Origin of the sequence: Streptomyces sp. AB3(2024) (assembly GCF_041862025.1) — a bacterium.
GTDB lineage: Bacteria > Actinomycetota > Actinomycetes > Streptomycetales > Streptomycetaceae > Streptomyces.
This window is the reverse complement of the sequence record NZ_JBGWAB010000097.1, coordinates 1-25,412: the sequence shown is the minus strand read 5'-3', so window position 1 is coordinate 25,412 and position 25,412 is coordinate 1. Positions and strand designations below refer to the sequence as shown.

General features: G+C 71.8%; 24 protein-coding genes. 14 read left to right on the top strand and 10 right to left on the bottom strand.

Annotated features, from left to right (window positions below; genetic code table 11):
• Positions 1-30 precede the first annotated feature (30 nt).
• Positions 31-804 (bottom strand): protein phosphatase 2C domain-containing protein, encoded by a 774-nt coding sequence (locus ACEPPI_RS29225; protein WP_373918268.1) that lies wholly within the window; start codon positions 802-804, stop codon positions 31-33.
• Positions 805-1,181: 377 nt separating this feature from the next.
• Between ACEPPI_RS29225 and ACEPPI_RS29220 the strand changes: the two genes are divergently transcribed.
• Genes ACEPPI_RS29220 through ACEPPI_RS29200 form a run of 5 tightly spaced genes read left to right on the top strand, consistent with a single transcriptional unit; the run spans position 1,182 to position 7,100 of the window.
• Positions 1,182-4,349, top strand: a complete 3,168-nt coding sequence (locus tag ACEPPI_RS29220; protein ID WP_373918267.1) for a nitrate- and nitrite sensing domain-containing protein — start codon at positions 1,182-1,184, stop codon at positions 4,347-4,349.
• Positions 4,346-4,825, top strand: a complete 480-nt coding sequence (locus tag ACEPPI_RS29215) for a roadblock/LC7 domain-containing protein (protein ID WP_266842264.1) — start codon at positions 4,346-4,348, stop codon at positions 4,823-4,825. The genes ACEPPI_RS29220 and ACEPPI_RS29215 overlap by 4 nt, the downstream gene beginning before the upstream one ends.
• Positions 4,822-5,205: a DUF742 domain-containing protein gene (locus ACEPPI_RS29210; RefSeq protein WP_373918265.1), complete on the top strand. Its 384-nt coding sequence runs from the start codon at positions 4,822-4,824 to the stop codon at positions 5,203-5,205. The genes ACEPPI_RS29215 and ACEPPI_RS29210 overlap by 4 nt, the downstream gene beginning before the upstream one ends.
• Positions 5,186-5,809: an ATP/GTP-binding protein gene (locus ACEPPI_RS29205; RefSeq protein ID WP_373918264.1), complete on the top strand. Its 624-nt coding sequence runs from the start codon at positions 5,186-5,188 to the stop codon at positions 5,807-5,809. Before ACEPPI_RS29210 ends, ACEPPI_RS29205 begins: the two co-directional genes overlap by 20 nt.
• A 31-nt stretch (positions 5,810-5,840) precedes the next feature.
• A complete protein-coding gene (locus tag ACEPPI_RS29200) occupies positions 5,841-7,100 on the top strand; it encodes a styrene monooxygenase/indole monooxygenase family protein (protein WP_373918263.1) in 1,260 nt (419 codons plus the stop codon).
• Here the strand turns inward: ACEPPI_RS29200 and ACEPPI_RS29195 are convergent.
• The 3 genes from ACEPPI_RS29195 to ACEPPI_RS29185 form a co-directional block, all read right to left on the bottom strand.
• A complete protein-coding gene (locus ACEPPI_RS29195; RefSeq protein WP_373918262.1) occupies positions 7,052-8,185 on the bottom strand; it encodes an NlpC/P60 family protein in 1,134 nt (377 codons plus the stop codon). The two genes, ACEPPI_RS29200 and ACEPPI_RS29195, sit on opposite strands and share 49 nt — an antisense overlap.
• A 269-nt stretch (positions 8,186-8,454) precedes the next feature.
• Positions 8,455-8,904: a hypothetical protein gene (locus ACEPPI_RS29190; RefSeq protein ID WP_373918261.1), complete on the bottom strand. Its 450-nt coding sequence runs from the start codon at positions 8,902-8,904 to the stop codon at positions 8,455-8,457.
• Positions 8,904-9,293 carry a DUF6325 family protein gene (locus ACEPPI_RS29185; RefSeq protein ID WP_030232533.1) on the bottom strand — a complete coding sequence of 130 codons (390 nt, stop codon included), beginning with the start codon at positions 9,291-9,293 and terminating at the stop codon, positions 8,904-8,906. The genes ACEPPI_RS29190 and ACEPPI_RS29185 overlap by 1 nt, the downstream gene beginning before the upstream one ends.
• Positions 9,294-9,390: 97 nt before the next feature.
• On the opposite strand from ACEPPI_RS29185, the gene ACEPPI_RS29180 reads away from it, so the two are divergent.
• Both ACEPPI_RS29180 and ACEPPI_RS29175 read left to right on the top strand, forming a co-directional pair.
• A complete protein-coding gene (locus ACEPPI_RS29180; protein WP_373918260.1) occupies positions 9,391-10,770 on the top strand; it encodes an FtsW/RodA/SpoVE family cell cycle protein in 1,380 nt (459 codons plus the stop codon).
• Positions 10,767-12,227, top strand: a complete 1,461-nt coding sequence (locus ACEPPI_RS29175) for a penicillin-binding transpeptidase domain-containing protein (protein ID WP_373918259.1) — start codon at positions 10,767-10,769, stop codon at positions 12,225-12,227. The genes ACEPPI_RS29180 and ACEPPI_RS29175 overlap by 4 nt, the downstream gene beginning before the upstream one ends.
• A 35-nt stretch (positions 12,228-12,262) precedes the next feature.
• Here ACEPPI_RS29175 and ACEPPI_RS29170 read toward each other — a convergent pair whose 3' ends face one another.
• Positions 12,263-13,387 (bottom strand): ferritin-like domain-containing protein, encoded by a 1,125-nt coding sequence (locus ACEPPI_RS29170; RefSeq protein WP_373918258.1) that lies wholly within the window; start codon positions 13,385-13,387, stop codon positions 12,263-12,265.
• 160 nt (positions 13,388-13,547) lie between these two features.
• On the opposite strand from ACEPPI_RS29170, the gene ACEPPI_RS29165 reads away from it, so the two are divergent.
• The 3 genes from ACEPPI_RS29165 to ACEPPI_RS29155 are packed head-to-tail and all read left to right on the top strand — an operon-like array spanning position 13,548 to position 15,494.
• Positions 13,548-14,477 (top strand): diiron oxygenase, encoded by a 930-nt coding sequence (locus ACEPPI_RS29165; protein WP_373918257.1) that lies wholly within the window; start codon positions 13,548-13,550, stop codon positions 14,475-14,477.
• A gap of 23 nt (positions 14,478-14,500) precedes the next feature.
• Positions 14,501-15,214: a TetR/AcrR family transcriptional regulator gene (locus tag ACEPPI_RS29160; protein WP_373918256.1), complete on the top strand. Its 714-nt coding sequence runs from the start codon at positions 14,501-14,503 to the stop codon at positions 15,212-15,214.
• Positions 15,215-15,224: 10 nt separating this feature from the next.
• Positions 15,225-15,494: a hypothetical protein gene (locus ACEPPI_RS29155; protein WP_373918255.1), complete on the top strand. Its 270-nt coding sequence runs from the start codon at positions 15,225-15,227 to the stop codon at positions 15,492-15,494.
• Between the two features lie 371 nt (positions 15,495-15,865).
• On the opposite strand, the gene ACEPPI_RS29150 is transcribed toward ACEPPI_RS29155, so the two are convergent.
• From ACEPPI_RS29150 to ACEPPI_RS29140, 3 genes are all read right to left on the bottom strand, one after another.
• The gene (locus ACEPPI_RS29150; RefSeq protein ID WP_373918254.1) at positions 15,866-17,092 is read right to left on the bottom strand and encodes a histidine kinase dimerization/phospho-acceptor domain-containing protein; all 1,227 of its coding nucleotides are present in this window, start codon (positions 17,090-17,092) and stop codon (positions 15,866-15,868) included.
• A complete protein-coding gene (locus ACEPPI_RS29145) occupies positions 17,089-17,799 on the bottom strand; it encodes a hypothetical protein (protein WP_373918253.1) in 711 nt (236 codons plus the stop codon). Before ACEPPI_RS29145 ends, ACEPPI_RS29150 begins: the two co-directional genes overlap by 4 nt.
• A 167-nt stretch (positions 17,800-17,966) precedes the next feature.
• On the bottom strand, positions 17,967-18,602 hold the full coding sequence (locus ACEPPI_RS29140; RefSeq protein WP_373918252.1) for a hypothetical protein: 636 nt from the start codon (positions 18,600-18,602) through the stop codon (positions 17,967-17,969).
• Positions 18,603-18,789: 187 nt separating this feature from the next.
• Between ACEPPI_RS29140 and ACEPPI_RS29135 the strand changes: the two genes are divergently transcribed.
• Positions 18,790-19,590 carry a nuclease-related domain-containing protein gene (locus tag ACEPPI_RS29135; RefSeq protein ID WP_373918251.1) on the top strand — a complete coding sequence of 267 codons (801 nt, stop codon included), beginning with the start codon at positions 18,790-18,792 and terminating at the stop codon, positions 19,588-19,590.
• A 58-nt stretch (positions 19,591-19,648) separates the two neighbouring features.
• On the opposite strand, the gene ACEPPI_RS29130 is transcribed toward ACEPPI_RS29135, so the two are convergent.
• Positions 19,649-20,827 carry a Ku protein gene (locus tag ACEPPI_RS29130; RefSeq protein ID WP_373918276.1) on the bottom strand — a complete coding sequence of 393 codons (1,179 nt, stop codon included), beginning with the start codon at positions 20,825-20,827 and terminating at the stop codon, positions 19,649-19,651.
• 17 nt (positions 20,828-20,844) lie between these two features.
• On the opposite strand from ACEPPI_RS29130, the gene ACEPPI_RS29125 reads away from it, so the two are divergent.
• The 3 genes from ACEPPI_RS29125 (at position 20,845) to ACEPPI_RS29115 (ending at position 25,009) form a co-directional block, all read left to right on the top strand.
• A complete protein-coding gene (locus ACEPPI_RS29125) occupies positions 20,845-22,011 on the top strand; it encodes a tyrosine-type recombinase/integrase (RefSeq protein WP_373918250.1) in 1,167 nt (388 codons plus the stop codon).
• A gap of 380 nt (positions 22,012-22,391) precedes the next feature.
• A complete protein-coding gene (locus tag ACEPPI_RS29120; protein ID WP_373918275.1) occupies positions 22,392-24,494 on the top strand; it encodes a tyrosine-type recombinase/integrase in 2,103 nt (700 codons plus the stop codon).
• Positions 24,491-25,009: a DUF6262 family protein gene (locus tag ACEPPI_RS29115; protein ID WP_373918249.1), complete on the top strand. Its 519-nt coding sequence runs from the start codon at positions 24,491-24,493 to the stop codon at positions 25,007-25,009. Before ACEPPI_RS29120 ends, ACEPPI_RS29115 begins: the two co-directional genes overlap by 4 nt.
• A 273-nt stretch (positions 25,010-25,282) precedes the next feature.
• On the opposite strand, the gene ACEPPI_RS29110 is transcribed toward ACEPPI_RS29115, so the two are convergent.
• Positions 25,283-25,412 (bottom strand): IS3 family transposase (locus ACEPPI_RS29110; protein ID WP_373918274.1); only part of this gene is annotated, 130 nt, incomplete at its 5' end.

The window sequence follows — 25,412 nt, the reverse complement described above, 5'->3', positions numbered from 1 at the left end:
CGGGGGAGCGGGGCCGGTCGCCGCGCGGGCTCAGAGCTCCGCGTAGACCGCCGAGGCGTCGTCGTGCCGCTTGTGCCGGGCCGGCGGACGCAGCGGATCGGACTCGATGGCCCGTACCCGCCCGATCAGCCCCTCGGCGCCCTCCTCGCGCAGCACGTCCAGACAGGCGGCCCAGTCGCCCTCCCGGAACGTGTCCGTCCACCGGCTCGCCCCGTCCGTCAGCGCCGCGACCGCCGTCACCTCCCCGCGCGGGGTGTGCCCGGTGACCGCGCGGGCCGCCACCGCGGGGTCGGCCGCTGCGGTGAAGAAGCCCCCGTCGGCGTTGCGCAGCGCGTCCGTCGCCGCCACCGAGCCGAGCACCTCGCGCGGGATCCGGTCCAGCCGGTCGTCGAGCACCGCCGTCACCCCGCCGTCGGGCGCGCGGAGCAGGAGCACGGAGTCCGAGAGCACGAGGTGTTCCACGCGGGCCCCGTCCCAGCGCACCATGACGACCGTCGCCTGCGGGGTTCGGGCGTGAGAAAGGTCACAGGTTTGACGGTGCGCGTCGGCGGTGTCCCCGATGGCCCGCGCCAGGATCCGGTCCAGCGGCATGTCCCGTCGCGATCCGGACAGTTCGGTCAATCGGCCACCGAGCCGGGCCGAGAACCAGGGCACTCCGTGCGCGCACCCGTCGTCGCCGCGCGGCGGGGTGACTCCGTCCAGGACGACCAGGACGCCACCTCCCGTCGCAGGTATCGCGGCCGACACCCAGTCCTCGTTGGGGCGTTCCGGGTTGCCGGGGGCCGAGGCCAGGTCGATGCGCATAGGGACATTCTGCCCGCCGGGAACTCCCGGGCCCCGTAAGGTCCATACCAATCGCGTTGCGTGTGGGGCGCGCGCCCGCACCGCGGCCGGAGTGGCCCCGCGGGCATGTGGGCGGGCATAGTGCCAAAGCCCGGCTCGATCTTTCAACCACCCGTCCACGGCGGCCCCCTGACACGGGGTGCCCGAGTTGGTCGGCCACTCCTCCGTGATGTTCACTCCTTCGAGTGGCCGGGTGGGCGATGTGCGGCTCTCCTCCCAACACGCTGCAAAGGTCTGAGGCGGTACGAGGGGGCAGGGGGCGTTTACTTGTTGACCGGCCGTTACCTCGGCCACACGAGTAGACGAGCACGAGCACACGTACAGGATTGCGAGCACCGGTGCAGAAGAAGCGGTCTCGGAAGAACGGCACCGCCAGCGCCGACGGACCCGCCATCGCAGGACGGCGCGTCCGCGTCCGCCGCAGGCTGGTGATCGGGGTGGCAGTCGCCGGACTCACCGTCCTCGCGGCCGGCACCCCCGCCGTCGTCTCCGCCACGAGGGAACTGAACGACTCACAGCGCCTGGTCACCCTCGCGGAACAGACGCAGCACACCCTCACCCTCGCCCACCTCCTCGGCGACGAGCGCGACGCCGTCGTCGAGTACGCGGCGAAGGGACGGCCCGGCAACTCCAGGGCCGCCGTCGACGAGCGCACGGCGCGCACCGACCGGCAGATCGCCGAGATCAAGCCCGAGGCCGACGGGGAACTCGCCCGCGCCCTCAGCCGGATCAAGGGCGTCCGCACCGAGGCCGTCGACGGCAAGGGCACCGCCCTCGCCGCCCAGCAGGCCTACGCGGGCGCCATCACCGAACTCCTCGCACCCGGCGACCGGCTCGCCGAACTCACCCCGCCCCGCGCGGAGGCCGCCCTGGCCCTCACCCGGCCCATGGCCCCGCTGGGCCAGGCCGTCGACCAGGCCTCCGCCACCCGCGGACTGCTGCTCGCCGCGCTGGCCGTCCCCCGGGCCGAGCAGCCTCCGGGCGCCGCCGTCGCCGACGAACTCACCGCTGCCGCCCAGCGGTCCCGGGTCCGGGAGCAGGCCGCGCTGGACGACTTCAACCGCGCCGCGCGCCCCGACGTACGGCAGACCCTCGCGGCCACCGTCACCGGCCCCGAGGTCAAGACCGCCGAGGACCACCTCAAGCGGCTCACCGACCGGCCCACCCTCACCCCGGCCGACCGCAAGGCCGACGCCGGCGCCGTCGCCACCGCGCTCACCGCCCGGATCGACCGGATGCGGTCGGTGGAGTCCGCCCTCGCCGGCCAGCGGGCCACCGCCCTCGCCACCCTGCGCGACGACGACGTGACCCGGCTCGAACTGATGGTCGCCGGCCTCGGCGTGCTCTTCCTGTTCGTCATCGGCTTCTCCACCGCGATCGCCCGCTCCCTGACCCGTCCGCTGTCCGTGCTGCGCCGCGGCGCCGAGCGGCTGGCCACCCCGGAGGGCTCCGTCGAGCCGGTGCGCTTCACCGGCCGCAACGACGAGTTCGCCGAGGTCGTGCGCCACCTCAACGCCGTACGGGACCAGACGGTCGCCCTGCACACGAAGATCGCCGGCCTCGACGCCGACCGGCGTCGCCTGATCGGCCGCAACGAGGCCCTCTCCTCGGGCCGCGAGGCGCTGGAGGCGGAACTCAAGGAACTGCGGGCCGGGCTGGAGGAACACCGCCGGGTCATGTCGACGACCTCGGTCTCCCTCTCGCTGCGGACCCTGGGCCTGGTCGAGCGCCAACTCGCGGTCATCGAGGAACTGGAGTCCAAGGAGGGCGACCCGGACCGGCTCGCCACCCTCTTCAAGCTGGACCACCTGGCGACAGTGATGCGCCGCCACAACGAGAACCTGCTGGTCCTCGCCGGACAGGAACACGGCCACGGGCAGAGCCTGCCGGTGCCGCTGGTCGACGTCATGCGGGCCGCCGTCAGCGAGATCGAGCGCTACGAGCGGGTCGACCTGGCCGTCATGCCGATCGCGACGCAGGTCGCCGGGCACGCCGCCGACGACATCTCGCACGTCCTGGCCGAACTCCTGGAGAACGCCACCACCTTCTCGCCGCCCGAGGTCAAGGTGAAGGTCTCCGGCCTGGTCCGGGACTCCGGCGACGTCGTGCTGACCGTCGTCGACGAGGGCATCGGTGTCAGCGGCGACCGGCTCGACGCGCTGAACCTGCGCCTTGCCACCCCCGAGGCCTACGACGAGGAGCCCGAGGCCGAGCACGGCCTGGGCCTCGGCCTGTACGTCGCCGGGCGGCTCGCGGCGCGCCACGGCGTGACGGCCGAGCTGCGCGCCCCGCGGTACGGCGGCACGGAGGCGCTGGTCGTCATCCCCGCGCACCTGCTCCCGGCCGGTCCGCCGGCCTCTCCGGTGCACACCCTGGCCTCGCCGGGCGCCCCGGCGCTCCAGCTGCCCGGGGTGGTCGCCGAGGCCAACGAGAACACCCTGCCGCCGAGGCTCCGCCCGGAGCCCGTGACGGCGGAGGCGGACGGCGCCCTCTCGGAGGCCCTGCCGGACGAGGTCGCGGACGGCCCCGCACCGGACGGCCTCCTGTCGGACGGCCCGCTGTCGGACGGCCCGCTGTCGGAGGGGCTCCTCGGGGGCTCCGAGACGGAGCCCGAGCCGACGGAGCCGGAGGCTCCGGCCCGGGTGGTCACCCTGGCCGAGGCCTTCGAGGCCGACGCCCCGGTGCCGGACGCGCAGGTGGCCGAGTTCCTGGAGTCCGAGTCCCCGGCGTCTGACGCTCCGGTGTTCGACGCCCTCGTGTCCGAGTCGCTGGAGTCCGAGCCCCTGGCGTCTGACGCTCCGGTGTTCGACGCTCTCGTGTCCGAGTCGCTGGAGTCCGAGCCCCGGGTGTCCGACGTCCCGGTGTCCGACGCCCCGGCGTCTGAGCCCGCGCAGCCCGTCGCGCAGGCCCCGGCGGAGCCCGCCGAGGTACCGGACGAGGAGGCCCCCACCCGGGTCGTCCCGCTGGCCGAGGCCTTCGAGAACGCCCCGCTGCCCCCGGCCGACCAGGTCTTCACGGCGTCCGCCGAGCCGGAGACCCCGGCCGAGGAACTGCTGGCCCGCGTCGTCCCCCAGGCCGAGGGCCAACCGGACGCGCAGGCCTTCACCGCGACCTCACGCGAAGCCGAGACGACCGCCCACCGGCGCGTCGCCGACGCCGAGGACGGTTTCGTACCGCGCCAGGGCAGCCACCCCGGCCACGCACCCGAGGCCGGCACCGGGACCACCCCCGGACCCGTCGCCGCAGGCCGCTCCGATGCCGTCACCGACAAGGGCCTCCCCAAGCGCACCCCGCGTTCCGTCCCCGGCCCCGCCGCCGGACGCCCCGCCGCGGCCCGCCCCGAGCCGCGCCGAGTGGACGCCGAAGAACTGCGCCGTCGCCTCGGCGGGTTCTACCAGGGCGCCCAGGACGGGCGGCGCGTGGCCGCCGCCGAGCTCGCGCAGGACCGCGGGCAGGGGCAGGGACACACCGACCAGGGGGACACCGCACAGGAGGCCCGCACATGACCGCGCCCAGTACGTACGGACTGAGCACCCAGGCCCGCAACCTGCAGTGGCTGCTGACCGACCTGGTCGAGGAGGTGCCCGGGGTCAACTCCGTGGCCGTCGTCTCCTCGGACGGTCTCCTGCTGCTCTCCTCCGAACCGGGGGCCTCGGACACCCCTCAGGAGGGACGCCCCAAGGGCCCCCGCGGAGCCTCGGCCGACCTCGCCACCATCGTCTCCGGACTCGGCAGCCTCACCACCGGCGCCGCCGCCCTCATGGAGTTCGGCACGGTCAAGCAGACCATGGTGGCGATGGAGAACGGCTCCGTCTTCGTCATGGCCATCAGCGACGGCTCCCTGCTCGGCGTGCACGCCACGCCCGACTGCGACATGAGCGTCATCGCCTACCACATGGCCCTGTTCGTCGGCCGGGCCGGCCACGTCCTGACCCCCGAAGTCCGCAGTGAACTGCGCCAGTCGATGGAGAAGACCCCGTGAGGAGTACGGCCTCCGACCGGCTGCCGATACGCGGCGCCGACCGCCGCCCCGCCCGCGTCCGCCCGTACTCCCTCACGGGCGGCCGCACCCGCTTCACGCAGGTCCTGCTGGTGGAGACCTTCGTCGCCGCCCTCGACACCGGCCCGGCCAAGACGCCCGACCGCATGCCCGAGATGCGGGCCATCGTCGAGGTGTGCCGCCGCATGCGCACGATCGCGGAGATCTCCGCCCTCCTGAAGCTGCCCCTCGGCGTCGTCCGCGTCCTCGTCAGCGACCTCGCCGACCAGGGCCGGGTCCGCGTCTACGGCACCGGGCACGGCACCGGCCGGCCCGAACGCGCACTGCTCGAAAGGGTGCTCAGTGGTCTTCGCAGTCTCTGACCCCGCCGCCCTGCTGGACGACGAACCCGCCCAGCCCTGGCAGTACGACCGTTCGCGCGCGCCCGTCGCCGTCAAGGTGCTCGTCGCGGGCGGGTTCGGCGTCGGCAAGACCACCTTCGTGTCCTCCGTCTCCGAGATCACCCCGCTGCGCACCGAGGCGGTGATGACCCAGGCCGCCGCACCCACCGACGACCTCACCGGCACCCCGGACAAGCACACGACGACCGTCGCGATGGACTTCGGCCGCATCACCCTCGACGACGACCTCGTGCTGTACGTGTACGGAACCCCGGGCCAGGAGCGGTTCTGGTTCATGTGGGACGACCTGGTCCGCGGAGCCATCGGCGGACTCGTCCTCGCCGACACGCGCAGGCTCCGCGACTGCTTCCCCGCGCTCGACTACTTCGAGAGCTGCGGGCTCCCGTACGCCGTCGCCGTCAACCACTTCGAGGGCTCGCAGGCCTACGACGCCGAGGACGTGCGGGAGGCGCTCACCATCCCGCCGGAGGTCCCCGTCGTGATCATGGACGCGCGGCGCCGGACGACGGTCGTCGAATCCCTGCTGACCCTCGTGGGCCACGCGCTGGACGCCACCCCCGAATAACCCGATCCGTCCGGCAGATTGAGAACGTGAGATGCGCAGGATACTTGTCGTGGGGGCCGGCCAGTCCGGTCTCCAGCTCGCCCTCGGCCTCCAGGCGAAGGGGTACGAGGTCACCCTCATGTCCAACCGGACGGCGGACGAGATCCGCACCGGGCGCGTCATGTCCACGCAGTGCATGTTCGACTCGGCCCTCCAGCACGAGCGCGACCTCCAGCTGAACTTCTGGGAGCGGCAGGCCCCCCGGATCGAGGGAGTCGGCGTCTCGGTCGCGGCCCCCGACACCACCCGCCCCATCGACTGGCTCGGCCGCCTCAAGGGCTACGCCCAGTCCGTCGACCAGCGCGTGAAGATGGCCGGCTGGCTCGACGCCTTCATCCAGCGCGGCGGCCAGCTCGTCATCCACGGCGCCTCCGTCGCCGACCTGGACTTCTTCTCCCGCACCTACGACCTGGTGCTGGTCGCCGCCGGCAAGGGCGAACTGGTCTCCATGTTCGAGCGGAACGCGGCGCGCTCGCCCTACGACGCCCCCCAGCGCGCCCTCGCCGTCAGCTACGTCCACGGACTCGGGCCGCGCCCCGAACACCCGGAGACCGAAGCCGTCCGCTGCAATCTGGTCCCCGGCGTCGGCGAACTGTTCGTCATGCCGACCCTCACCACCTCCGGCCGGGCCGACATCCTGTTCTGGGAAGGCCTCCCCGGCGGCCCGCTGGACGTGTTCCGGGGCGTCAACGACCCGGGGGAGCACCTGGCGCTGACGCTGGAACTCATGGAGAAGTTCACGCCCTGGGAGTACGCCCGCGCCACCAAGGTGGAGCTGACGGACGCCGGCGGCACCCTCGCGGGCCGCTACGCCCCCGTGGTCCGCAACCCCATCGGCCGGCTGCCGGGCGGCGGCCTGGTGCTGGGCGTGGCGGACGTGGTCGTGGCGAACGACCCGATCACCGGTCAGGGCTCGAACTCGGCCGCCAAGTGCGCGGCCTCGTACCTCTCCTCCATCCTCATGCACGGCGACCAGCCGTTCGACGAGGCCTGGATGAAGGCCACCTTCGACAAGTACTGGTTCACCACGGGCATGCCCGTCACCCAGTGGACCAACGCCATGCTCGGTGTCCCGCCGGAGCACGTGCTGGACCTGATCGGCGCGGCCGGCCGGCTCCAGCCGGTGGCGGACCGCTTCGCCAACGGCTTCGACAACCCGGCCGACTTCGACTCGTACTTCTTCGACCCCGAGGACACGGCCGACTACCTGGCCGAGGTGTCCTCGTCGCTCGCCCCCGCCTCGGCGGAATAGCCCGCGTCGTCCCCCGCCGTCGCGCCCTCGGGCAGCGGCGGCGGGGTGAACTCCGCCAGCGGAATCCCCTCGGGATCCGGCCGCACCGCCCCCAGCAACGGGTTCGCGGCGATGGGGGACACCTTCACGGTGGCACCCGGACGGGGCGCCTGGATCACCTTCCCGTCCCCGATGTACAGGGCCACGTGGGTCGCCTTCGGGAAGTAGACCACCAGGTCGCCCGGACGCAGCCGGTCCAACGGCACCCGGGGGAGCCGCGCCCACTGCTCCTGGCTGGTCCGGGGGATGGAACGCCCTGCGTGCTCCCAGGCCTTCGAGGTCAGCCCCGAGCAGTCGAAGGAGGCCGGCCCCTCCGCGCCCCACACGTACGGCTTGCCGATCTGCGCCGTCGCGTACCGCAGGGCGGCGCCACCGGCGGCGGTGGGCGTCCCCGTACGGGCGGGCAGCCGGCCGGAGTCCAGCAGCTCCCGCTGCGCCCCGGCGGTGACGGCCGCCTCCCGCCGGTCCAGCCCCGCCACTTCCTCGGGGGTCAGCGCCGCGAGCAGCCGCTCGACGTCCTTCAGCCGGCCCGTCACCTCCTCGTGCTGCTTCTTGCGCTCGACGGCGAGGCCCTGCTGGGTGTCGAGGGCCTTGCGGGCCGCCCCCGCCAGGGCGTCGGCCCGCTGCTCGCCCCGCTCCAGCCGCGCCACGACCCCGGCCTGCCGGGCTCCCTGGCGGGCGGCGATCCGACGCTGGTCGACGGCCTGTTGGGGGTCGCCGGAGAGCAGCATGCGCAGGTACGGGGAGAGCCCGAGGGTGCCCTGGTACTGCTCCCGGGCCAGCCGTCCGGCGGTGGCCTTCTCGGCGCCGAGCGCGGTACGCGCCCGCCCGAGCTCGGCGGTGAGCCGCCGCTCCTCGTCCTGGCCGGCCTTGAGGGCGACCTCGGTGGCGTTGTACGCCTCGCTGGCTTCCTCGGCCCGCTGGTACAGCCCCTGCAGCCGGGTCAGCAACTCCCCGACGGGCTCGGCCCGCGCGACGGGCGGCGGCCCGGCGGCAGCGACGAGGACGGCGGCCAGACAGGCCAGCCGCAACAGTCGTTTTGTCATGTAATCACCTCCGCGACACCGCCCGATGCTGCCACGTACCCGGCCCGGAACCCCTGAGGCGGAACGGCGGGGTCACCCGGGTGGGGGTGGGGTGCGCGGTCGGGGGGTGAGGCCGGCCCTGCGGGGTCGGGGGGTGGGGGGTGGCCGAAGGCCATCGCGAAGCGACGCGACCGAAGGGAGCGCCCTTGACAGCCCGGCCCGACACGGAAGGACAGTGAGACTGACGGGAAACCCCCAAGCCCTCCCTGATTCGGGCCGAGTGGGACCCCTCACCCCCGCAGCAGGCGCCCCTTCGCCAGGGTGAACTCCTCCGGGGTCAGGAGGCCCTGACGGGCCAGGTCGGAGAGTTGGGTCAGCTCTGCCACCAGGGTGGGCCCGGTCGCGGGCGGGTGGGTTGGGGGTTCCGCCTTCGTCGGGGGCTCGCCCAGGCCCCCGCCCTCCGGCTCGCCGGGCCCTTCCGGCTCCCGACCCGCCCCCGCCTCGTACTCCGCCCCCGCCTCGCCCCTGACCCCCTCCTCCAGCGCCGCCTCCAGTTCCTCCGCCACGCTCCCCTCCGCCAAGCCGTCCTCTCCCGCACCCTCTCCCGCACCCTCCCCCGCGCCTTCCGTCGTCGCCCACTCCGCCGCGCCCGACGCCCGGCGGAGCAGGCCGCGGAGGAGGGGGTGGCCCGGTGGGCGGACCGCGGGGGAGACCGTCACGCCGACCGGCCGGATGAACATCACGCCACCTCCACCCGGTCCGCCGGGATCCGGACCGAGCCCACGATCCGTCCGCCCGCCGCCCGTACGGCCACCGCCGCGTCCTGTGCCCACACGTGCTCGACCACCAGGAGCAGCGCGCAGCTGCCCCGGTCCAAGAGTTCCGCCGCCTCCCGTACGTCCTCCGGGCCGATCAGTCGCGCCACGTCGCGGCCCGCCAGGAGGCCCCGTAGCTCGACGAACTCGTCGAACTCCGCCGCCATCACCTCGCCCCCGGCCGTCTTCGTCGTGACGAGGCCGTCGATCAGCCGGACCACCCCGGTCTTGCGCAGTCCCATCACGGCCTCGACGGCCGGTACCCGCAGCTGTTCCTCCGGGAAGGCCAGGACGATGAATTCCACAGGTCCCATGCGCCGGGGCTCCCTACTCCTGACCGTTTATGACGACTCTTCGGCACACTATGACATAAGCGGACATACCAGCCCTACCCTTGCTACGTTTCCCCGTATGACCGCTCTGACGGCGAAGGTGACGGAGCCCGCTCCGCCCCCGCCCCCCGATGCCGGTGCCCCCAAGGGCCGCGGCATCGAGCTGACGCTGCTCGCCGGTGCGGTCCTGATCTCCGTACTCGGCCACCTCTACGTCGGCCTCGCGGACACCGGCCACCTCCCCCGCCCCGGCGGCCGCTACGCCGCGGGCCTCGGCGGCGCCGCCCTGCTCGCGCACCTCGCCGTCCGGTTCCGGGCCCCCTACGCCGATCCCCTCCTGCTCCCGATCGCCGTGCTGCTCAACGGCCTCGGCCTGGTCCTCATCCAGCGGCTCGACCTCGCGACCCCCGGCGAGAGCGGCGCGGGCGACCAGTTGCGCTGGTCGGCCCTCGGGGTGGTGCTGTTCGTCCTCGTCGTCTCGGGGCTGCGCGACCACCGCGCGCTCCAGAAGTACGCCTACCTCTCGGTCGCCGCCGCGCTCGCCCTGATGCTCGTCCCCGTCCTCTTCCCAGCAGTCAACGGCGCCCACATCTGGATCCGCTTCGCGGGACTCTCCTTCCAGCCGGGGGAGTTCGCCAAGATCCTGCTCGCCGTCTTCTTCGCCGCCTACCTCGCCGCGAACCGCACCGCCCTCGCCCTGACCGGCCGCCGGATCTTCTGGAAGCTGCGCCTCCTGCCCGGCCGGGTCCTCGGTCCGATCCTGGCGATCTGGCTGCTCAGCGTGGGCGTGCTGGTCCTGGAGCGGGACCTCGGCACCTCGCTCCTCTTCTTCGGCCTCTTCGTGATCATGCTGTTCACCGCCACCGGGCGGATCGGCTGGATCGCCATCGGGCTGGTCCTCGCGGCCCTCGGCGCCTATGCCGTCGGGACCCTGGAACCGCACGTGCACAGCCGCGTCGACGACTGGCTGAATCCTTTCGCCTCCATCGAGCGGGGCGAGGGCCCCGGCCAGCTCGCGCAGTCCCTCTTCTCCTTCGCCGCCGGCGGCCTCCTCGGAGCCGGTCTCGGCCACGGCCAGTCCTTCCTCATCGGCTTCGCCGCCAAGTCGGACTTCGTCCTCGCCACCGCCGGCGAGGAGCTCGGCCTCGTCGGCCTCACCGCGATCCTGCTCCTCTACGGGCTCCTCGTCTCCCGGGGCTTCCGCGCCGGACTCGCGCTGCGCGACCCCTTCGGGCGGCTGCTCGCCACCGGGCTCGCCTCGATCGTCGCCCTCCAGGTCTTCGTCATCGCGGGCGGCGTGACCGGCCTGATCCCGCTGACCGGCATGGCCATGCCCTTCCTGGCCCAGGGCGGCTCCTCCGTCGTCACCAACTGGATCATCGTCGCGCTGCTGGTCCGGCTCAGCGACAACGCCCGCCGCCCCCGTCCCGCCGAGTGCGAGCGGGAGGGGGCCGGATGATCCGCTACATCCGCTGGTGCGCGTACTTTTGCGCCCTGCTGCTCGTCGCCCTGCTGGTCAACGTCGCCCGGGTGCAGGTCTGGGAGGCCGCCGCCTACGGCGCGAACCCGGCCAACAAGCGGCCCGCCGTCCAGCGCTACGCCGAACCGCGCGGGCGGATCCTGGTCGACGGCAAGCCCGTCACCGGCTCCCGCGACAGCGGCCAGCTCCTGCGCTACGAGCGCACGTACGCCGACGGCCCGCTCTACGCCCCCGTCACCGGCTTCTCCTCCCAGACGTACGGCACCAGCTTCGTCGAGCGCGCCGAGGACGCCGTCCTGTCCGGCACCGACCCGGGACTGTCCGCCTTCCCCCTCTGGTACGAGCTCTCGCGCGGGCGCCCCGGCGGCGGCGACGCCGTCACCACCCTGCGCGCCGCCGTACAGGGGGCCGCGTACCGGGGGCTGGGTGGCAAGCGGGGCGCGGTGGCGGCCGTGGAACCGGCGACGGGCCGGATCCTGGCGCTGGTGAGCAGCCCCTCCTACGACCCCGGCCTGCTCTCCGGTACCGGTGCGAAGGTCAAGGCGGCGTGGCGGCGGCTGAACGCGGACCCCGCCAAGCCCATGCTGAACCGGGCGCTGCGCGAGACCTACCCGCCCGGCTCCACCTTCAAGATCGTGACGGCGGCCGCGGCCCTGGACTCCGGTGTGGTCACCGACGTGGACGCGCCCACCGAGACCCCCGACCCGTACCCCCTCCCCGGTACGAGCACCCTGCTCCCGAACGCCGGCACGGGCTGCCAGGACGCCTCGATGGCGGAGGCGGTGCAGTTCTCCTGCAACACGGTGATGGCCAAGATCGGGGTGCGGGTGGGCCTGCGCCGCATGGCGGAGGCGGCGGACCGGTTCGGCTTCAACGACGACGGGCTGCGGGTCCCCTCCTGGGTGTCGCGGTCGAACTTCGACACCGACATGAGCCCCGACCAGCTGGCGCTCTCCTCGATCGGGCAGTTCAACACCAAGGCCACCCCGTTGCAGATGGCGATGGTCGCGGCGGCGGTCGCCAACGGCGGGGAGATCAGGACCCCTTACCTGGTGGACCGCACCACCCGGCACGACGGCTCGCAGGTCCGGGGCGCCGTCCGGCACACCCTGAGCCGCGCGATGAGCCCGGCCACGGCGCTGCGGATGCAGGAGCTGATGGTGAAGGTCGTCGAGAACGGCACCGGGCGCAACGCGGCCATCAAGGGCGCACAGGTCGGGGGCAAGACCGGCACGGCGCAGCACGGCGTGGGCAACGCCGGTACCCCGTACGCCTGGTTCATCTCGTGGGCGCGGGCGAAGGGCGCACCGCAGCCGGCGGTGGCGGTGGCCGTGGTGGTCGAGGACGCCTCGGCGGTCCGCGGGGACATCAGCGGCAACGGCGCCGCCGCGCCGATCGCGCGGGCGGTGATGGAGGCCGCCCTGTCCACCCGCTGAAACGCCGTGGGCGGCCCGCACCCACCGGTCCCGCGCTAGCCGGCGGCCCCCTCGGCCTCCTCGGCGCCCTCCCTGACGGCGGCGGCCACCTCCGCCACGCGCTCCTGTTCCTCCGTCGCGAAGCGTTCGCGGTCGAGGGACTCGGCCAGCTCCTCGTCCTGGCTCATGAGCAGGTCCAGATTGGAATCGCCCATGTCGAAGACCCCCATGTCCAGGTAGGCCTTCTGGAGCCGCTCGCCCCACAGCCCGATGTCCTTGACGCAGGGCACGATCCGGCTGAACAGCAGCTTGCGGAACAGGTGCAGGAACTCCGACCGCTCGCTGTACTCCTCCGCCTCCCGCCTGGGTATGCCGAAGTTCTCCAGGACCTCCACCCCGCGCAGCCGGTCGCGCATCAGGTAGCAGCCCTCGATCACGAACTCCTCGCGCTCGCGCAGTTCGGCGTCGGTCAGTTGCCCGTAGTAGTCGCGCAGGGCCATCCGCCCGAAGGCCACGTGCCGGGCCTCGTCCTGCATCACGTAGGCCAGGATCTGCTTGGGCAGCGGCTTGTCCGTGGTGTCGCGGATCATGCCGAACGCGGCCAGCGCCAGGCCCTCGATGAGCACCTGCATGCCCAGGTAGGGCATGTCCCAGCGGGAGTCGCGCAGGGTGTCCCCGAGCAGCCCCTGGAGGCTGTCGTTGACCGGGTAGAGCATCCCGACCTTCTCGTGCAGGAAGCGCCCGAAGATCTCGGCGTGCCGGGCCTCGTCCATGGTCTGGGTGGCCGAGTAGAACTTCGCGTCCAGGTCCGGCACCGATTCCACGATGCGCGCCGCGCACACCATGGCGCCCTGCTCGCCGTGCAGGAACTGGCTGAAGTTCCACGCGCTGTAGTGCCGGCGCAGTTCGCCCTTGTCCCGGTCGGCCATCTTGGCCCAGTGGCGGGTGCCGTGGAGGGTCAGCGCCTCGTCGGGGGTGCCGAGCGGGTCGTACGGGTCCACCTCGATGCCCCAGTCGATGCGCTTGGCGCCGTCCCACTGCTTGTCCTTGCCCTTCTGGTAGAGCGCGAGGAGGCGTTCGCGCCCCCCGTCGTACTCCCAGCTGAAGCGGGCCGAACCGGTGGCGGGGACCTGCCAGACGCCCTCGCCCGGGGCTTTGGTGTAGAGCTCGTGCGTCGACACTGACGCCTCCTCGACTGCCGTACGGGATGCGGTGGTTGGCAGCGTCACACGTTGGTAGACGCGCGGTCAACAAGTCGTGCGCGGGGGATTGACGCCCTTGCTGACAGGCAGTCTCATAAGGGGTGACCGCAGGTAACCCGACCGCGAGGTGCCCGAAGCCATGACGACAGTGACGGAACGAGCCGCGCTGAGGGACGCCCTCGGCCTGCTCAAGGACCGCGAGCAGATCGCCGAACGACTGCTCGAATCCTCCGCGAAGCACTCCTTCGACCCGGACCGCGAACTCGACTGGGACGCCCCGCCGATCGAGGGCAAGTACTACTGGCCCCCCGAACTGCTCTCCCTCTACGACACCCCGCTGTGGAAGAAGATGGGCGAGGAGCAGCGCATCGACCTCTCCCGCCACGAGGCCGCCGCCCTCGGCTCCCTCGGCATCTGGTTCGAGATCATCCTCATGCAGCTGCTGGTCCGCCACATCTACGACAAGTCCCTGACCAGCAACCACGTCCGCTACGCACTCACCGAGATCGCCGACGAGTGCCGCCACTCCATGATGTTCGCCCGCATGATCCGCGAGAGCGGCACCCCGGCCTACCCCGTCTCCCGGGTCAACCACAACCTCGCCCGCATCCTCAAGACGGTGTCCACCACCCCCGGTTCCTTCGCCTGCACCCTCCTCGGCGAGGAGATCCTCGACTGGATGCAGCGCCTCACCTTCCCCGACGAGCGGATCCAGCCCCTGGTGCGCGGAGTCACCCGGATCCACGTCATCGAGGAGGCCCGCCACGTCCGCTACGCCCGCGAGGAACTGCGCCGCCAGATGCTGACCGCCCCGCGCTGGGAGCAGGAACTCACCCGGATCAGCTGCGGAGAGGCCGCCCGCGTGTTCTCCCTGGCCTTCGTCAACCCCCAGGTCTACGACAACATCGGCCTGGACCGGCGCGAGGCCGTCGCCCAGGTCAAGGCCAGCGGACACCGCCGGGAGGTCATGCAGGCCGGCGCCAAACGGCTCACCGACTTCCTCGACGACATCGGCGTCCTGCGCGGGGTCGGCCGCCGGCTGTGGAAGAGCTCCGGCCTCCTGGCCTGAGGGGCGTCGTCTACCCTGCGTGCATGACCGTACGCGCGTACCGCAGGATGAGCGTCGAGGAGCGGCGGGCCCAACTCCTCGACGCGGCCCTGTCGCTGTTCGCGCACCGGGCACCGGAGGAGGTCTCCCTCGACGACGTCGCGGAAGCCGCCGGGGTCTCCCGGCCGCTGGTCTACCGGTACTTCCCGGGCGGCAAGCAACAGCTCTACGAGGCCGCCCTGCGCTCCGCCGCCGACGTCCTCGAACTCTGCTTCGCGGAACCCCAGCACGGCCCCCTCACCCAGCGGCTCTCCCGGGCCCTGGACCGCTACCTCGCCTTCGTCGACGAACACCACACCGGCTTCTCCGCCCTCCTCCAGGGCGGCAGCGTCGTCGAGACCTCCCGCACCAGTGCCACCGTCGACGGCATCCGCCGCGCGGCGGCCGACCAGATCCTCGTCCACCTCGGCGTACCCACCCCGGGGCCGCGGCTGCGGATGATGGTCCGCACGTGGATCACCGCAGTCGAGGCGGCATCGCTGATCTGGATCGACGAGGGCAGGCAACCGGACGCCGGCCGGCTGCGCGACTGGCTCCTGGACCAGTTCATCGCCCTCCTGACGGCCACCGCCGCCACCGACCCCGAGACCGCGGCGGCCGCACGGGCCGCCCTGGCCCTGGAGTCGGCCGACGGGCCCGTCGGGGTCCTCGCCCGCCGCGTGATCCCGGTGGTCTCCGAAGCGGCCCACCTGCTGTGACACTGGTGGGGTGAGAAGCGAACCGACCCCCTTCGAGGGCGGCCCGATGGACGGCCGGGTCCTCCCGATCCTCCTCGGCCCGACCGGCCACCCCCCGAAGTGGTACGAGATCCCGGTCCCCGCCCCGGACGGCGGCCCGCCGACGGTCCTGCTGTACGAACGGGTCCCGGCGGGCTACACGAAGCGGCTGGGGCTCCAGAAGGGCTGGAAGTACGCCTTCACCCCGACGGGCCGCAAACCGAAGCCGCGCTGGCCCTGGACCAAAACCCCGAAGCCGTAATCCTGCGGGGCTGTCGGTGTGCGGGCCGGCTTCCGGGGGCCGACCCCCCGACCCGGGCGCCTCATTCACCGGCGGGGCCGCACGACCCTGGGGCTCCGCCCCGGACCCCCGCGCCTCAATCGCCGGCGAGGTTGGATTTCGGCCGGCCGGGAAGTGCACCCGGGGCGGGTGACGAAGCGGCCGGGGGCGGGGACGGGGTGGGGTGTTGGCCGGGACGTGAAACGTGATGTGTCGGCGCGCGGTGCCCTGGGCCACTGGAGGCCCGGACAGGGCGCCATAGATCATGCAGTCCCGGACGACACCCCACCCCGGCACCGACCCCGCCAACCCGACCCCGGCCACCCAGGGCAACGGCCAGGCCGGGGCAACCGCTACGGCAGCCTCAGTACCGCCAGCGCCCCGCCCCCCTCCGCCCCCCGGAACTCCAGCCCCGCGCCGATCGCCTCCGCCTGCCCCACCGCGATCGTCAGCCCCAGCCCGTGCCCCTTCCCCCCGCTCCGGAACCGCTGCGGCCCGTGCGCGAGCAGGTACTCCGGATACCCGTCCCCGTGGTCCCGTACGGTCACCACCGGCCCGTCCACCGTCACCACCACCGGCCCCCGCCCGTGCTTGTGCGCGTTCGCGACCAGGTTCCCCAGCACCCGCTCCAGCCGCCGCCGGTCCGTCTCCACGTGCGCGTCCCCGACGACGACGACCTCCGTGTCCGTCCCGGACGCCCGCACCACCCTCCGCGCCAGCCGCGCCAGCTGGTGCAGATCCGTGTCCACCCGCTCGCTCCCCGAATCCAGCCTGGAGATCTCCAGCAGGTCCTCGGTCAGCTGCCGCATCGTCCGCACCCGCTCCCGCACCAGCTGCGTCGGCCGCCCCTCCGGCAGCAGCTCCGACGCGGCCTGCAACCCGGTCAGCGGCGTACGCAACTCGTGCGCGACGTCGGCCGTGAACCGCTGCTCGCTCAGCAGCTTCGCCTGGAGCGTGCCCGCCATCGTGTCCAGCGCCCCGGCCACCGTGGAGACCTCGTCCTGATGCCGCGAGGGATCGGTCGTGCGCCGGTCGCCGACCCGCGCGTCCAGGTCGCCGCCGGTGATCCGCCGGGCGACCGTCGCCGTCTGGTGCAGCCTGCGCGTCACCCGGGTCACGGCGAAGGCCCCCACCAGCAGCGTCCCGCCGATGGCCAGCAGCGAGGAGCCGATGATGGCGTTGTCCAGCCCCCGGATCGTCCGTGCGCTCTGCCCGTAGTCGATAGTGGTGGCCAGCGCCCGCCCGTCCGCCGGGGCGGCGGCCCACATCACGGGCTGCCCCAGGCGGTCCGCGACGACGGTCGCCCGCTGCCCGCCCACCGCCAGGGCCCGCAGCTCCGGCGGCAGCCCCGCCGGATCGATGCCCGAATCCGGTGGCAGGGCCTCGCCCGCCTCGTAGGCGAGAGCGGCGTCGTGCAGCTTGGCCAGCGCCTTCTCCCGCGCGGTCGCGACGGTCTGCCGGGTCACCTCGGCGTGCACGAGCAGTCCCAGCACGGCCGCCAGCGAGCAGCACATCACCACGATGAAGCACGCCGACTTCCAGGTCAGCGTGGCCGTCCACGCGGGCAGCACCCGCCTCACGACGCGCCCCCGACGGACGGCCGTGGCGACGCGGGCACCCGTACGATCTGCTCCCGCGTCGGCAGCATCGTCTTCTGCTTCCCGTCCCAGGACCAGGCGGTGATCAGCTCGTACCCCGGGTTGCCGCTCGGCACCCGCAGGATCACGTCCTGTCCGGCCAGCTCGACGGCGACGACGGTCTGGGTGGTCGCCATGATGCGGTTGAGCCGGCCGTCGGGGTCCGCCGTGTAGACCCGTACGGACATCATCCGGTCCGGGAACTCGATGCCCACGACCACCTCGTCCTTGCCGTTCCCGGTGAGGTCCCGGTAGTACGGCCGGCGCACCGGGCAGCGCCCCGGATCCTCGCCCGCGGTCCCGCACGCCCTGATCGCCGCGGCGGTCTCCTCGGGCATCCCGTCGGGACCCGTCACCTTCCCGGGCCGCGCCCGCAGCTCCGCCTGGACCAGGGCCACCGGGTCGACGTCGTGCACGTTCTGGTCGACGACCCGGGGCAGGCCCTGTACGTACTCCGGCGGCGCGCCCCCGGGATCGGCGGGCGGCACCTGGGCGCCCACCCGCTCCGGCCACAGGTGTACGGGCCCGCTCGCCGTCGGGGTGGGCCCGGCGGCGGCGAGCCCGCCGGTGTTCCCGCAGCCCGCGAGCAGCGGCAGCGGCAGCAGGAGCCCGCACAGGACGGCACCCGCACGCGACGGCGGTATTCGCACGGTGAAGGGCCTTCCTGTGGATTGCGTACGACCGAATCCGGCCGAAGCAACCTTATGCAGAGGTACGTCCCTTTTGCCGCCCGGTCCGCGGTATGGACTCCACGACGGCGGCACTCACCGGCACTCACCGGCACTCGCCACCGGCACCCGAAGGCCCCCGGCCCCGCTCAGCCGTCCGTCCGCCCCCGCCGCAGCATGGCGAAGCCCAGCCCGGCCGCGCCCACGGCCGCGATCCCGCCGCCCGCGGCGAGCAGCAGCACGCCGTCGCCGGGCCCGTCGGCCAGCGAGTTCAGCCGCAGGGCCTGCGCGGTGCCGGTGCCGGTGCCCGCCCCCGTACCGCCCCGCCCGCCACCGTCCTCCACGGAGGCGGGCAGCACCCGGCCGCCACCCCCACCGCTCCCGTGCCGGGTCCCGGTCTTGTGCCCGTCGCCGGCCACCGCGTGGGAGCCGTCCTGCGGGCGGGTCTCGCCGACCCAGGAGGACAGCCGGCCGTCGGGCCGCAGTACGGCGTGCAGCTCGCCGGACCCGCCGAAGCCGGTGATTCCGTCCCGGCTGGTCAGCGTCGCCACCGTGGTGCCCGAGCGCGTGATGTCGGCCTGGTACGCGTCCTTGGCGAGGCGGTACACCTTCGCGGTCGAGCGGCCGTCCGCCAGGGAGATGCTCTTGACCAGCGTCCGCTGTGCCCCGGACGCGGCAGGCCTGCCCTCGGCGAGCGCCGTGGCCGCGGGCAGCGCCAGCAGACCGGCGGCGCATGCGGTCACGGCGGCGGCGCGAACGGTCGAGCGGCGGCTGACGGTACTCACGGGGTTCCTTCGGCGTCGGTCGGGGAGGCCCGGAGGGTCCGGGCGCCATAAAAATAGGCGTCGGCCGTTGCGAGGGAGCACTGTTCTTGTAACAGGGAGGCCGCAAGGAGCCGACGGAGCTGTTACACAACGGAGGGATTGCCGTCGGCGGCGCCGGCTGCTCCCATGGACGGCGGGGGTGAGGCCGATGAGCGGACTCAAGGTGCTTCCGAGCGGCCGGCCGGGCCGCGGCCGGCTCTACGTCAACGGTTCAGACGGCCACGCGGTGGCCTGGTACGACCGGCGGACCAACCGGATCAGCGTCCTCTCGGACGACCGGCGCGCGGCGGTCCTGGCCGCCCTGCGCCCGTACTTGAGCGGCGACTGGACCATCGGGCCGCCGCCGGTCCCCACGCCCGCCGAACTGCTCGGGCTCACCCTGCCGCCCGACCTGGACCTGGCCCCGAACCGCCCCGGCGAGACCCTGCTCGGCGAGCTCGCGTACGGATCGCCCGGCAGCCGGGCCCGGCACCGGATGCGGCAGGAACTCCAGGCGCGGCAACGGATCGGGGCGGAGCTCGACGCCCTGGAGGAAGAGGACTGGCGGGCCCTGCACGACATCCCGTTGCCGGGCCTCGGGATGCTGGACCACCTGCTCATCGGGCCACCGGGCGTGTTCGCCGTCCGCACGGTCGCGGGGCGCCGCCAGCGCGCCCAAGTGGGTGACCTGCTGCTGACGGTGGGCCGCGCCGAGCCCCGCCCGGACCCCCGGTGGATCCGCAGGGCGGCGGCCCGCGCGGCCCGGGCGCTGACCGCCCAGGTCACTCCCGTCCTGGCCCTCGCCGACGCCTCCCGCATCGACGTGGCCCCGACGGTCCGGGACATCCTCGTACTCCAGCCCGCCACCTCGGCCGCCGTGCTGACGGCCGCCCCCGCCACCCTCAAACTCCCGGACGTGGAGGCCCTCTTCACCCTGGCCCGCACCCACGCCACGTGGTCCGCCCCCTAGCGCGCCCCCTCGGCCCTCGGCGCGCACCCTTCGGTGCGAACCCCTCGGTGTGATCCCCTCAGGCTGAACTCCGCTTGCGGGGCGCCGCCTTCTTGGCGGTGCGCGCGCCGGCGGCGGCGCCGGTGGCCGAAGTCCTGCCACTACCAGCCGACTTGGCGGTGGAGGCCGAGGTGGACTTGGTGCTCCGGGCCTGGGCCCCGGACTTGCTCCCGGTGCCGGACGAGGACTTGGCCCCCGACCCGGCCGGGCCGGCGCTCTTGGCCGTGGAGGTGCTCTTCTTCCCCCCGGCCGCCGTCTTCTTCGCGGCCGCCGTCTTCTTCGCGGCGCCCGTCGAAGCCGTCGACTTCTTCCCGCCCACCGCCTTGGGCGCGGGAGCGCTCGCCGCAGGCGTCCTGCGGCCGCGGATCGGCGTCACCTCCGCCTCGGTCGCGGACTCCGCGGAGTCCCCCGAACCCCCGGCCCGGGAGGCCTTGGCCGCCCGTACGCTGCTCTCCAGCGCGGCCATCAGGTCGATCACCTGGCCGCCGGCCGGCTCCACCACCGCCTCCGCCGGCTCGAACCCCTCGCCCGTCTTCGCCGCGAGCATGGCCTCCACGGCCTCGCGGTAGTCGTCGTGCAGCGAGGCGATCTCCACGTCGCCCAGGGTGGCCATCAGGGCGTCGGCCAGGTCGAGTTCGGCCTCCCGTACGCTCACCGACGCCTCGGGGGCCACGCCCTCCGGCCGGCGGATCTCGTCCGGCCACAGCAGCCCGTGCATGGCGATCACGTCGTCGACGACCCGCAGCATGCCGAGCCGCTCCCGCCCCCGCAGCGCGTACTTGGCGATCGCCACCTTCCGGCTCCGCTTCAGCGCCTCCCGCAACAGCGTGTACGGCTTCGCCGCCGTGGCGCCGTTCGCCGCGAGGTAGTAGGCGGCGTCCATCTGCAACGGGTCGATCTCCTCGGCCGGCACGAAGGACACGATCTCGATCGTCTTCGCGGTCGGGATCGGCAGCCGTGCCAGGTCCTCGTCCGTGATCGGGACGATCGACCCGTCGGCCTCCTCGTACCCCTTGCCGATCTCGGCGGCCGGCACCTCCTCCCCGTCGAGTTCGCACACCTTGCGGTAGCGGACCCGGCCGCCATTCTCTGGGGGTTCCCGATGCGTTGCGTGACGTACCGCAGCCCTTACTCGTTGAGGAGGTCGGCACGGTTCTCCGGGGGTGTGGCTCTGTGGCGTGCCGTGGCAATCAGCTATAGAGCTAAGGGGCGCACATGCAGGCATTCCTTGTACGGATGCCGTCCGGTGACGCGTACTGGACCGTGGTTGATGACGATCTTCAGGTGTTCCGGGAAGCCGACCGGTTTCTGAGAGGGCTGAGGCTCAACCAGGCTCGGGCGGAGTCCACCACCAAGGCGTACGCGGGCGCCATCGTCCTCTTCCTTCGCTGGTCGCATGCCACGGGCCGAGACTGGCGGACGGCGGCTCGTGATCTCAGCTCCTTCATCCTCTGGCTGAAGTGGCAGACGTCGAGGTCAGAGGGTCGAACGGCCCCTCCGGGATCTGGAACGGAGTCGGCGCGAGGGGCCCGGCGCATCAACGGCGTACTGGTCGCGGTGCGGGGGTTCTTGGCGCATGCGGTCACCGAGCGCTCGATCCCGGGATGGGTTCTCGAACAGCTCTACCAGGTCGGTGACACCCGAGATCTTCCCGCCCAGGCCCAGACCGAGGACGGGCGGATGCGTACTCGGCTGCGGGCTCAGCACAGGCTTCCTGAGGCGGAGAGCGAGGTCGACAGGGCCAGCGATGAGGAGATCGTCGCCATGTTCCGGGCCTGTCGATCGGCCCGGGACAGGTTGCTCGTCCTTTTGCTGTCCCGAGGAGGTCTTCGGCGAGGACAGGCAGCCGGCCTGCGCCGTAGCGACGTACACCTGCTGATGGACTCCAGCATGCTGGGCTGCCGGGCCGAAGGCGCTCACCTGCACGTGGTCCGTCGACAGAACCCCAACGGGGCCTGGTCGAAGTCCAAACGTACGGTGGTTCTGCCGGTGGACTTCCTGGTGGTACAGGCCTTCGACCAGTACACGCTGGAGCGCCATGAGCGACTGGGCTCCGCGGGCAGCGACTTCGTACTGGTCAATCTATTCCGCGAACCGGTGGGGGCCCCGGTCACCCCGGACGCGGTCGGCGAGACGATCGAGAGCCTGGCCCGTCGGGCGGGACTTGAGCGGAGGATCGCGCCGCACATGATGCGGCATGCGATGGCGAGCAACGTGGCCGACGCCGGTGGCAGTCTCGATGAGATCCAGATGCTCCTCGGCCAGAAGCACGCGGAGTCCGCCCGACCGTATCTACACCCGGCTTCAGCCCGGCTGCGCGCCGCGATCGACCGAGTCCCCTCTCCCCGAGACCTCTCCACCGAGGAACCATCGTGCCGTTGAAGGCTGTCCCCAGTGTGCTCCCCAGCACCGACGAGAACCCCGTGGACGTCTCAGCGTTGGGGGCTGAGCTGGACCCGGAGTTCTTGGCCCTTCTTGGATGGACCTGGCAGAAGAGAGTGCTGGTCTTCCCGACAGACCACCCGCAGTTGGGTTCTCCGTCATGCCGGGTGAAGGGATGCCTTCAAACCAGCATTGCGCGAGGGTTGTGCTCTGGGTGCCGAACGCGCTGGAGGGCAGCTGGCAAGCCGCCGTTGGATGAGTTCGCGGAATCAGAACAGGGAATCCGGCGAATCGTGGGTGTCGAGGACTGCCTGGTGTCTGGCTGCGAGCGTCCGTTCCGCTCACGGAACACGCCTCTCTGCACGAGCCACGTGGGCTACATGCAGCGCCGCAACGTCTCGCTGGAGGAATTCCTCGCCCTCGATGACGTCGTTGGCCTGCCGGTCTTCGGTCCGTGCGAGGTTTACTCGTGCCACCGGAAGCGCGACAGCAAGTCCTCTCGCTACTGTCACGCTCACCGAGTGCGCTGGCATAGCGTGCAGGTGCGGGGCCTCGTTGGAGCAGACGAGGAGGAGAGCTGGCGACTCACCGCGGCCCCTGTCACCGCGACGAACGAGATTAGCCTGCGAGGGCTGCCTGACCGACTGATCACGGAGATCCTCTACGGAGTACAGGCACGCACGACGGCTGGCCTCCACACGCTCCACTTCACATTGCGCACTCTTACAAACAGGTTGAGAGAGATGGAGGCACCGTCGCTCGCTGCCGCGGACGCTGCTCAGCTCGCGCGAGGTATCCGCGGCCTCTGCAGCAGCCTGGTCACGCTGGTTCGTCGCGCTGGACGAACACCCGAGAGTGAGCAGTCGAAGGACGTGTGGGAGGGAGCTGTGTTCGGCCACGCCGGCCGATTGAACTTCACCTCGATCCGTCAGTCCTGGCTGCGAAACGCCGTGAAAGAGTGGGCCTTCTTCACTCTGCCCCAACGTCGTGGCAGCGTCATCGCCACGGTTCAAGATGTCGTCAATGCGTTCGCGGCTCTCTCTGAGAGCCTCGCGATCCAGCGCGCCGATGGAGGCGACGATATCGAGGCTGTTGGTCGCCTTGACGTGGCGGCCTTCCTGAATCGCCTCGCCTACCTGCAACAGACCGAGGCGATCTCGGCGAAGCAGCGTGTGAGGATCTGTCGGTACTTGGTCAACTATCTCGGCAGAATGAAATCGCTCGGAATGGCCCGCTCAGGGAGGCCCCTCCATGGGTTGCCCGACGACTTCGCCTTACTCCCTGAGGACATCCCGGATGATCCGGAAGACTCCGAAGCGGGAAAGGATCTACCGCTGCAGGTGATGCAACGGATCTGTGATCTGCTGCCCACGTTTGGCGAATTCGGGCGTCATGGGATCGAGAACCGGGTCGCGGTCGAGCTGTTGATCGACACAGGTCGCCGACCTCACGAAATCTGCCACCTCCGCTGGGACTGCCTCAAGCAGGACTCCGATGGCCAGTACGTGCTGATCTACGACAACTACAAATCTCGGCGGAACGGCCGTCGACTGCCGATCTCGCAGGCAACCGCACAAGTCATCATGGAGCAACAGCAGCGCACGAGATCCGAGTTCCCTTCCACTCCCACCAGCGAACTCGCACTCCTGCCGACGCAACGAGCCAATCCCCACGGGCGTAAGCCGATCACATCCAGTTGGCTCTCCAGCCGCCACAAAGAGTGGGTGCAGACCCTCCCCGACTTCTCTGCTCCTGCCCAGGTCGAGGCGGATGGTGTCCTGGTTACCAGGACGCAGCCCTTCGACAAGTCGAAGATCTTCCTCTACGCCTACCGGCACACCTACTGCCAACGGCACGCGGATGCCGGTGTTCATGTCGATGTCCTGCGCGTCCTCATGGACCACCGGACCCTGAATACGACGCAGGGGTACTACCGAGTGACGGAGAAACGGCGGCGGGAGGCCGTGGACCGTGTCTCCACTATGCAGTTCGACCGCCATGGGAAGCGCGTCTGGCGTCAGGCCAAGGCCCTGCTGGATTCCGAGCACGCCCGGCGAGCCGTCGGTGAGGTCGCCGTCCCCTACGGGGTCTGCACCGAGCCATCCAACGTTGCGGCGGGCGGAGACGACTGCCCGGTCAGATTCCGCTGCGTGGGCTGCGGCCACTTCCGTACCGATGTCTCCTACTTGCCCGACCTGGAGGCATACCTCGCCGACCTCCTACGGAATCGCGAACGACTGGCGGCAGCCCTGGACGCCGACGACTGGGCCAAGGCCGAGGCCATGCCCTCGGATGAAGAGATCAGCCGAGTGAGGCGACTGATCAAGCGCGTCAAGGACGGCCTGGACAATCTCGATGCCAACCAGCGGGCCGAGATCGACGAAGCGATCACCGTTGCCCGCCGCGGACGTCAAGGCGTCATGCTGGGCATGCCTCGCGTCCGTCAGCCCCTGCCCGACCTACGTCCAGCGAGGCCCGCGTGACCAGTCTGAGTGAAGGCCGCTCCGAGGAAACTGCCCGGCGCCGAGAGCGGGTCCTCAAGGCGGTTGCCGCAGCCGTCGGGGCCGGCGAAGAAGTCAGCGTCTCGGCGATCGCCCGAGCGGCCAGGGTCGACCGGTCCTTCTTCTATCGCCATCGCGACCTACTGGAGCGAGTACATGCTGCGGCCGCATCCCCCTCGCCAACCTCAGAGGCGGCGGCAGTCACCCGGGCGTCCTTGCAGGCAGACCTGGCGAACACGCTGGAACGCAACTCGCGGCTTACCCTTCGGGTTCGGCAGCTGGAGCGCCGACTCTCCGAGTCTCTGGGCGAACAGGTTTGGCGCGACTCGGGCCTCGGCGCCTCTGCCGACATCGACCAGCTGCAACGACAGATCACCACTCTTCATCAGCAAGTAGTCGATCTGCAGGGTCAGCTCGACGAGCGGACGGACGACCTGCAGGCGGCCCGGGCGGCCAATCGGGAGCTCACCCGTGCACTGAACCAGAGCCCACATTGATCATTGGCCAGCCCTCACCGACTCGTTGTCAGAGCAATACGCCAGACTCTGCCCATGTCCCTCACCTCTTCCACAGTTCGGGCGTCATGGGCTCGGATTGATGCTTGGCTTCGCACACACGCTCCGGCCTCCGCCCGGCTTCTCGCCCCTCCTGCCAATCCCGACGAGGTCGAGAGGGCGCAAGTGGAGATGGCCGTTCGGTTCCCCAAAGACCTGCAGGAATCGCTGGGGTGTCATGACGGGCTCTGAACCGTTCCGGGTTTGATCGAGACTCTAGGTCGTGACTGTGACCTGGGGTTTCGTGGTTTCGCGGTAATGGTTGGTCTCGTATTCGACGGGCGGGATGTGCCCTATTTCACCGTGGAGTCGTCGGTGGTTGTACCAGTCGACGTACTCGGCGGTG

Coding starts and splice junctions, on each gene's coding strand:
- ACEPPI_RS29135 (WP_373918251.1), top strand. CDS start 18,790: ATGAGCGGACTCAAGGTGCTTCCGAGCGGCCGGCCGGGCCGCGGCCGG.
- ACEPPI_RS29125 (WP_373918250.1), top strand. CDS start 20,845: ATGCAGGCATTCCTTGTACGGATGCCGTCCGGTGACGCGTACTGGACC.
- ACEPPI_RS29195 (WP_373918262.1), bottom strand. CDS start 8,185: ATGACAAAACGACTGTTGCGGCTGGCCTGTCTGGCCGCCGTCCTCGTC.
- ACEPPI_RS29175 (WP_373918259.1), top strand. CDS start 10,767: ATGATCCGCTACATCCGCTGGTGCGCGTACTTTTGCGCCCTGCTGCTC.
- ACEPPI_RS29120 (WP_373918275.1), top strand. CDS start 22,392: ATGCAGCGCCGCAACGTCTCGCTGGAGGAATTCCTCGCCCTCGATGAC.
- ACEPPI_RS29180 (WP_373918260.1), top strand. CDS start 9,391: ATGACCGCTCTGACGGCGAAGGTGACGGAGCCCGCTCCGCCCCCGCCC.
- ACEPPI_RS29215 (WP_266842264.1), top strand. CDS start 4,346: ATGACCGCGCCCAGTACGTACGGACTGAGCACCCAGGCCCGCAACCTG.
- ACEPPI_RS29165 (WP_373918257.1), top strand. CDS start 13,548: ATGACGACAGTGACGGAACGAGCCGCGCTGAGGGACGCCCTCGGCCTG.
- ACEPPI_RS29225 (WP_373918268.1), bottom strand. CDS start 804: ATGCGCATCGACCTGGCCTCGGCCCCCGGCAACCCGGAACGCCCCAAC.
- ACEPPI_RS29185 (WP_030232533.1), bottom strand. CDS start 9,293: ATGGGACCTGTGGAATTCATCGTCCTGGCCTTCCCGGAGGAACAGCTG.
- ACEPPI_RS29160 (WP_373918256.1), top strand. CDS start 14,501: ATGACCGTACGCGCGTACCGCAGGATGAGCGTCGAGGAGCGGCGGGCC.
- ACEPPI_RS29190 (WP_373918261.1), bottom strand. CDS start 8,904: ATGTTCATCCGGCCGGTCGGCGTGACGGTCTCCCCCGCGGTCCGCCCA.
- ACEPPI_RS29200 (WP_373918263.1), top strand. CDS start 5,841: ATGCGCAGGATACTTGTCGTGGGGGCCGGCCAGTCCGGTCTCCAGCTC.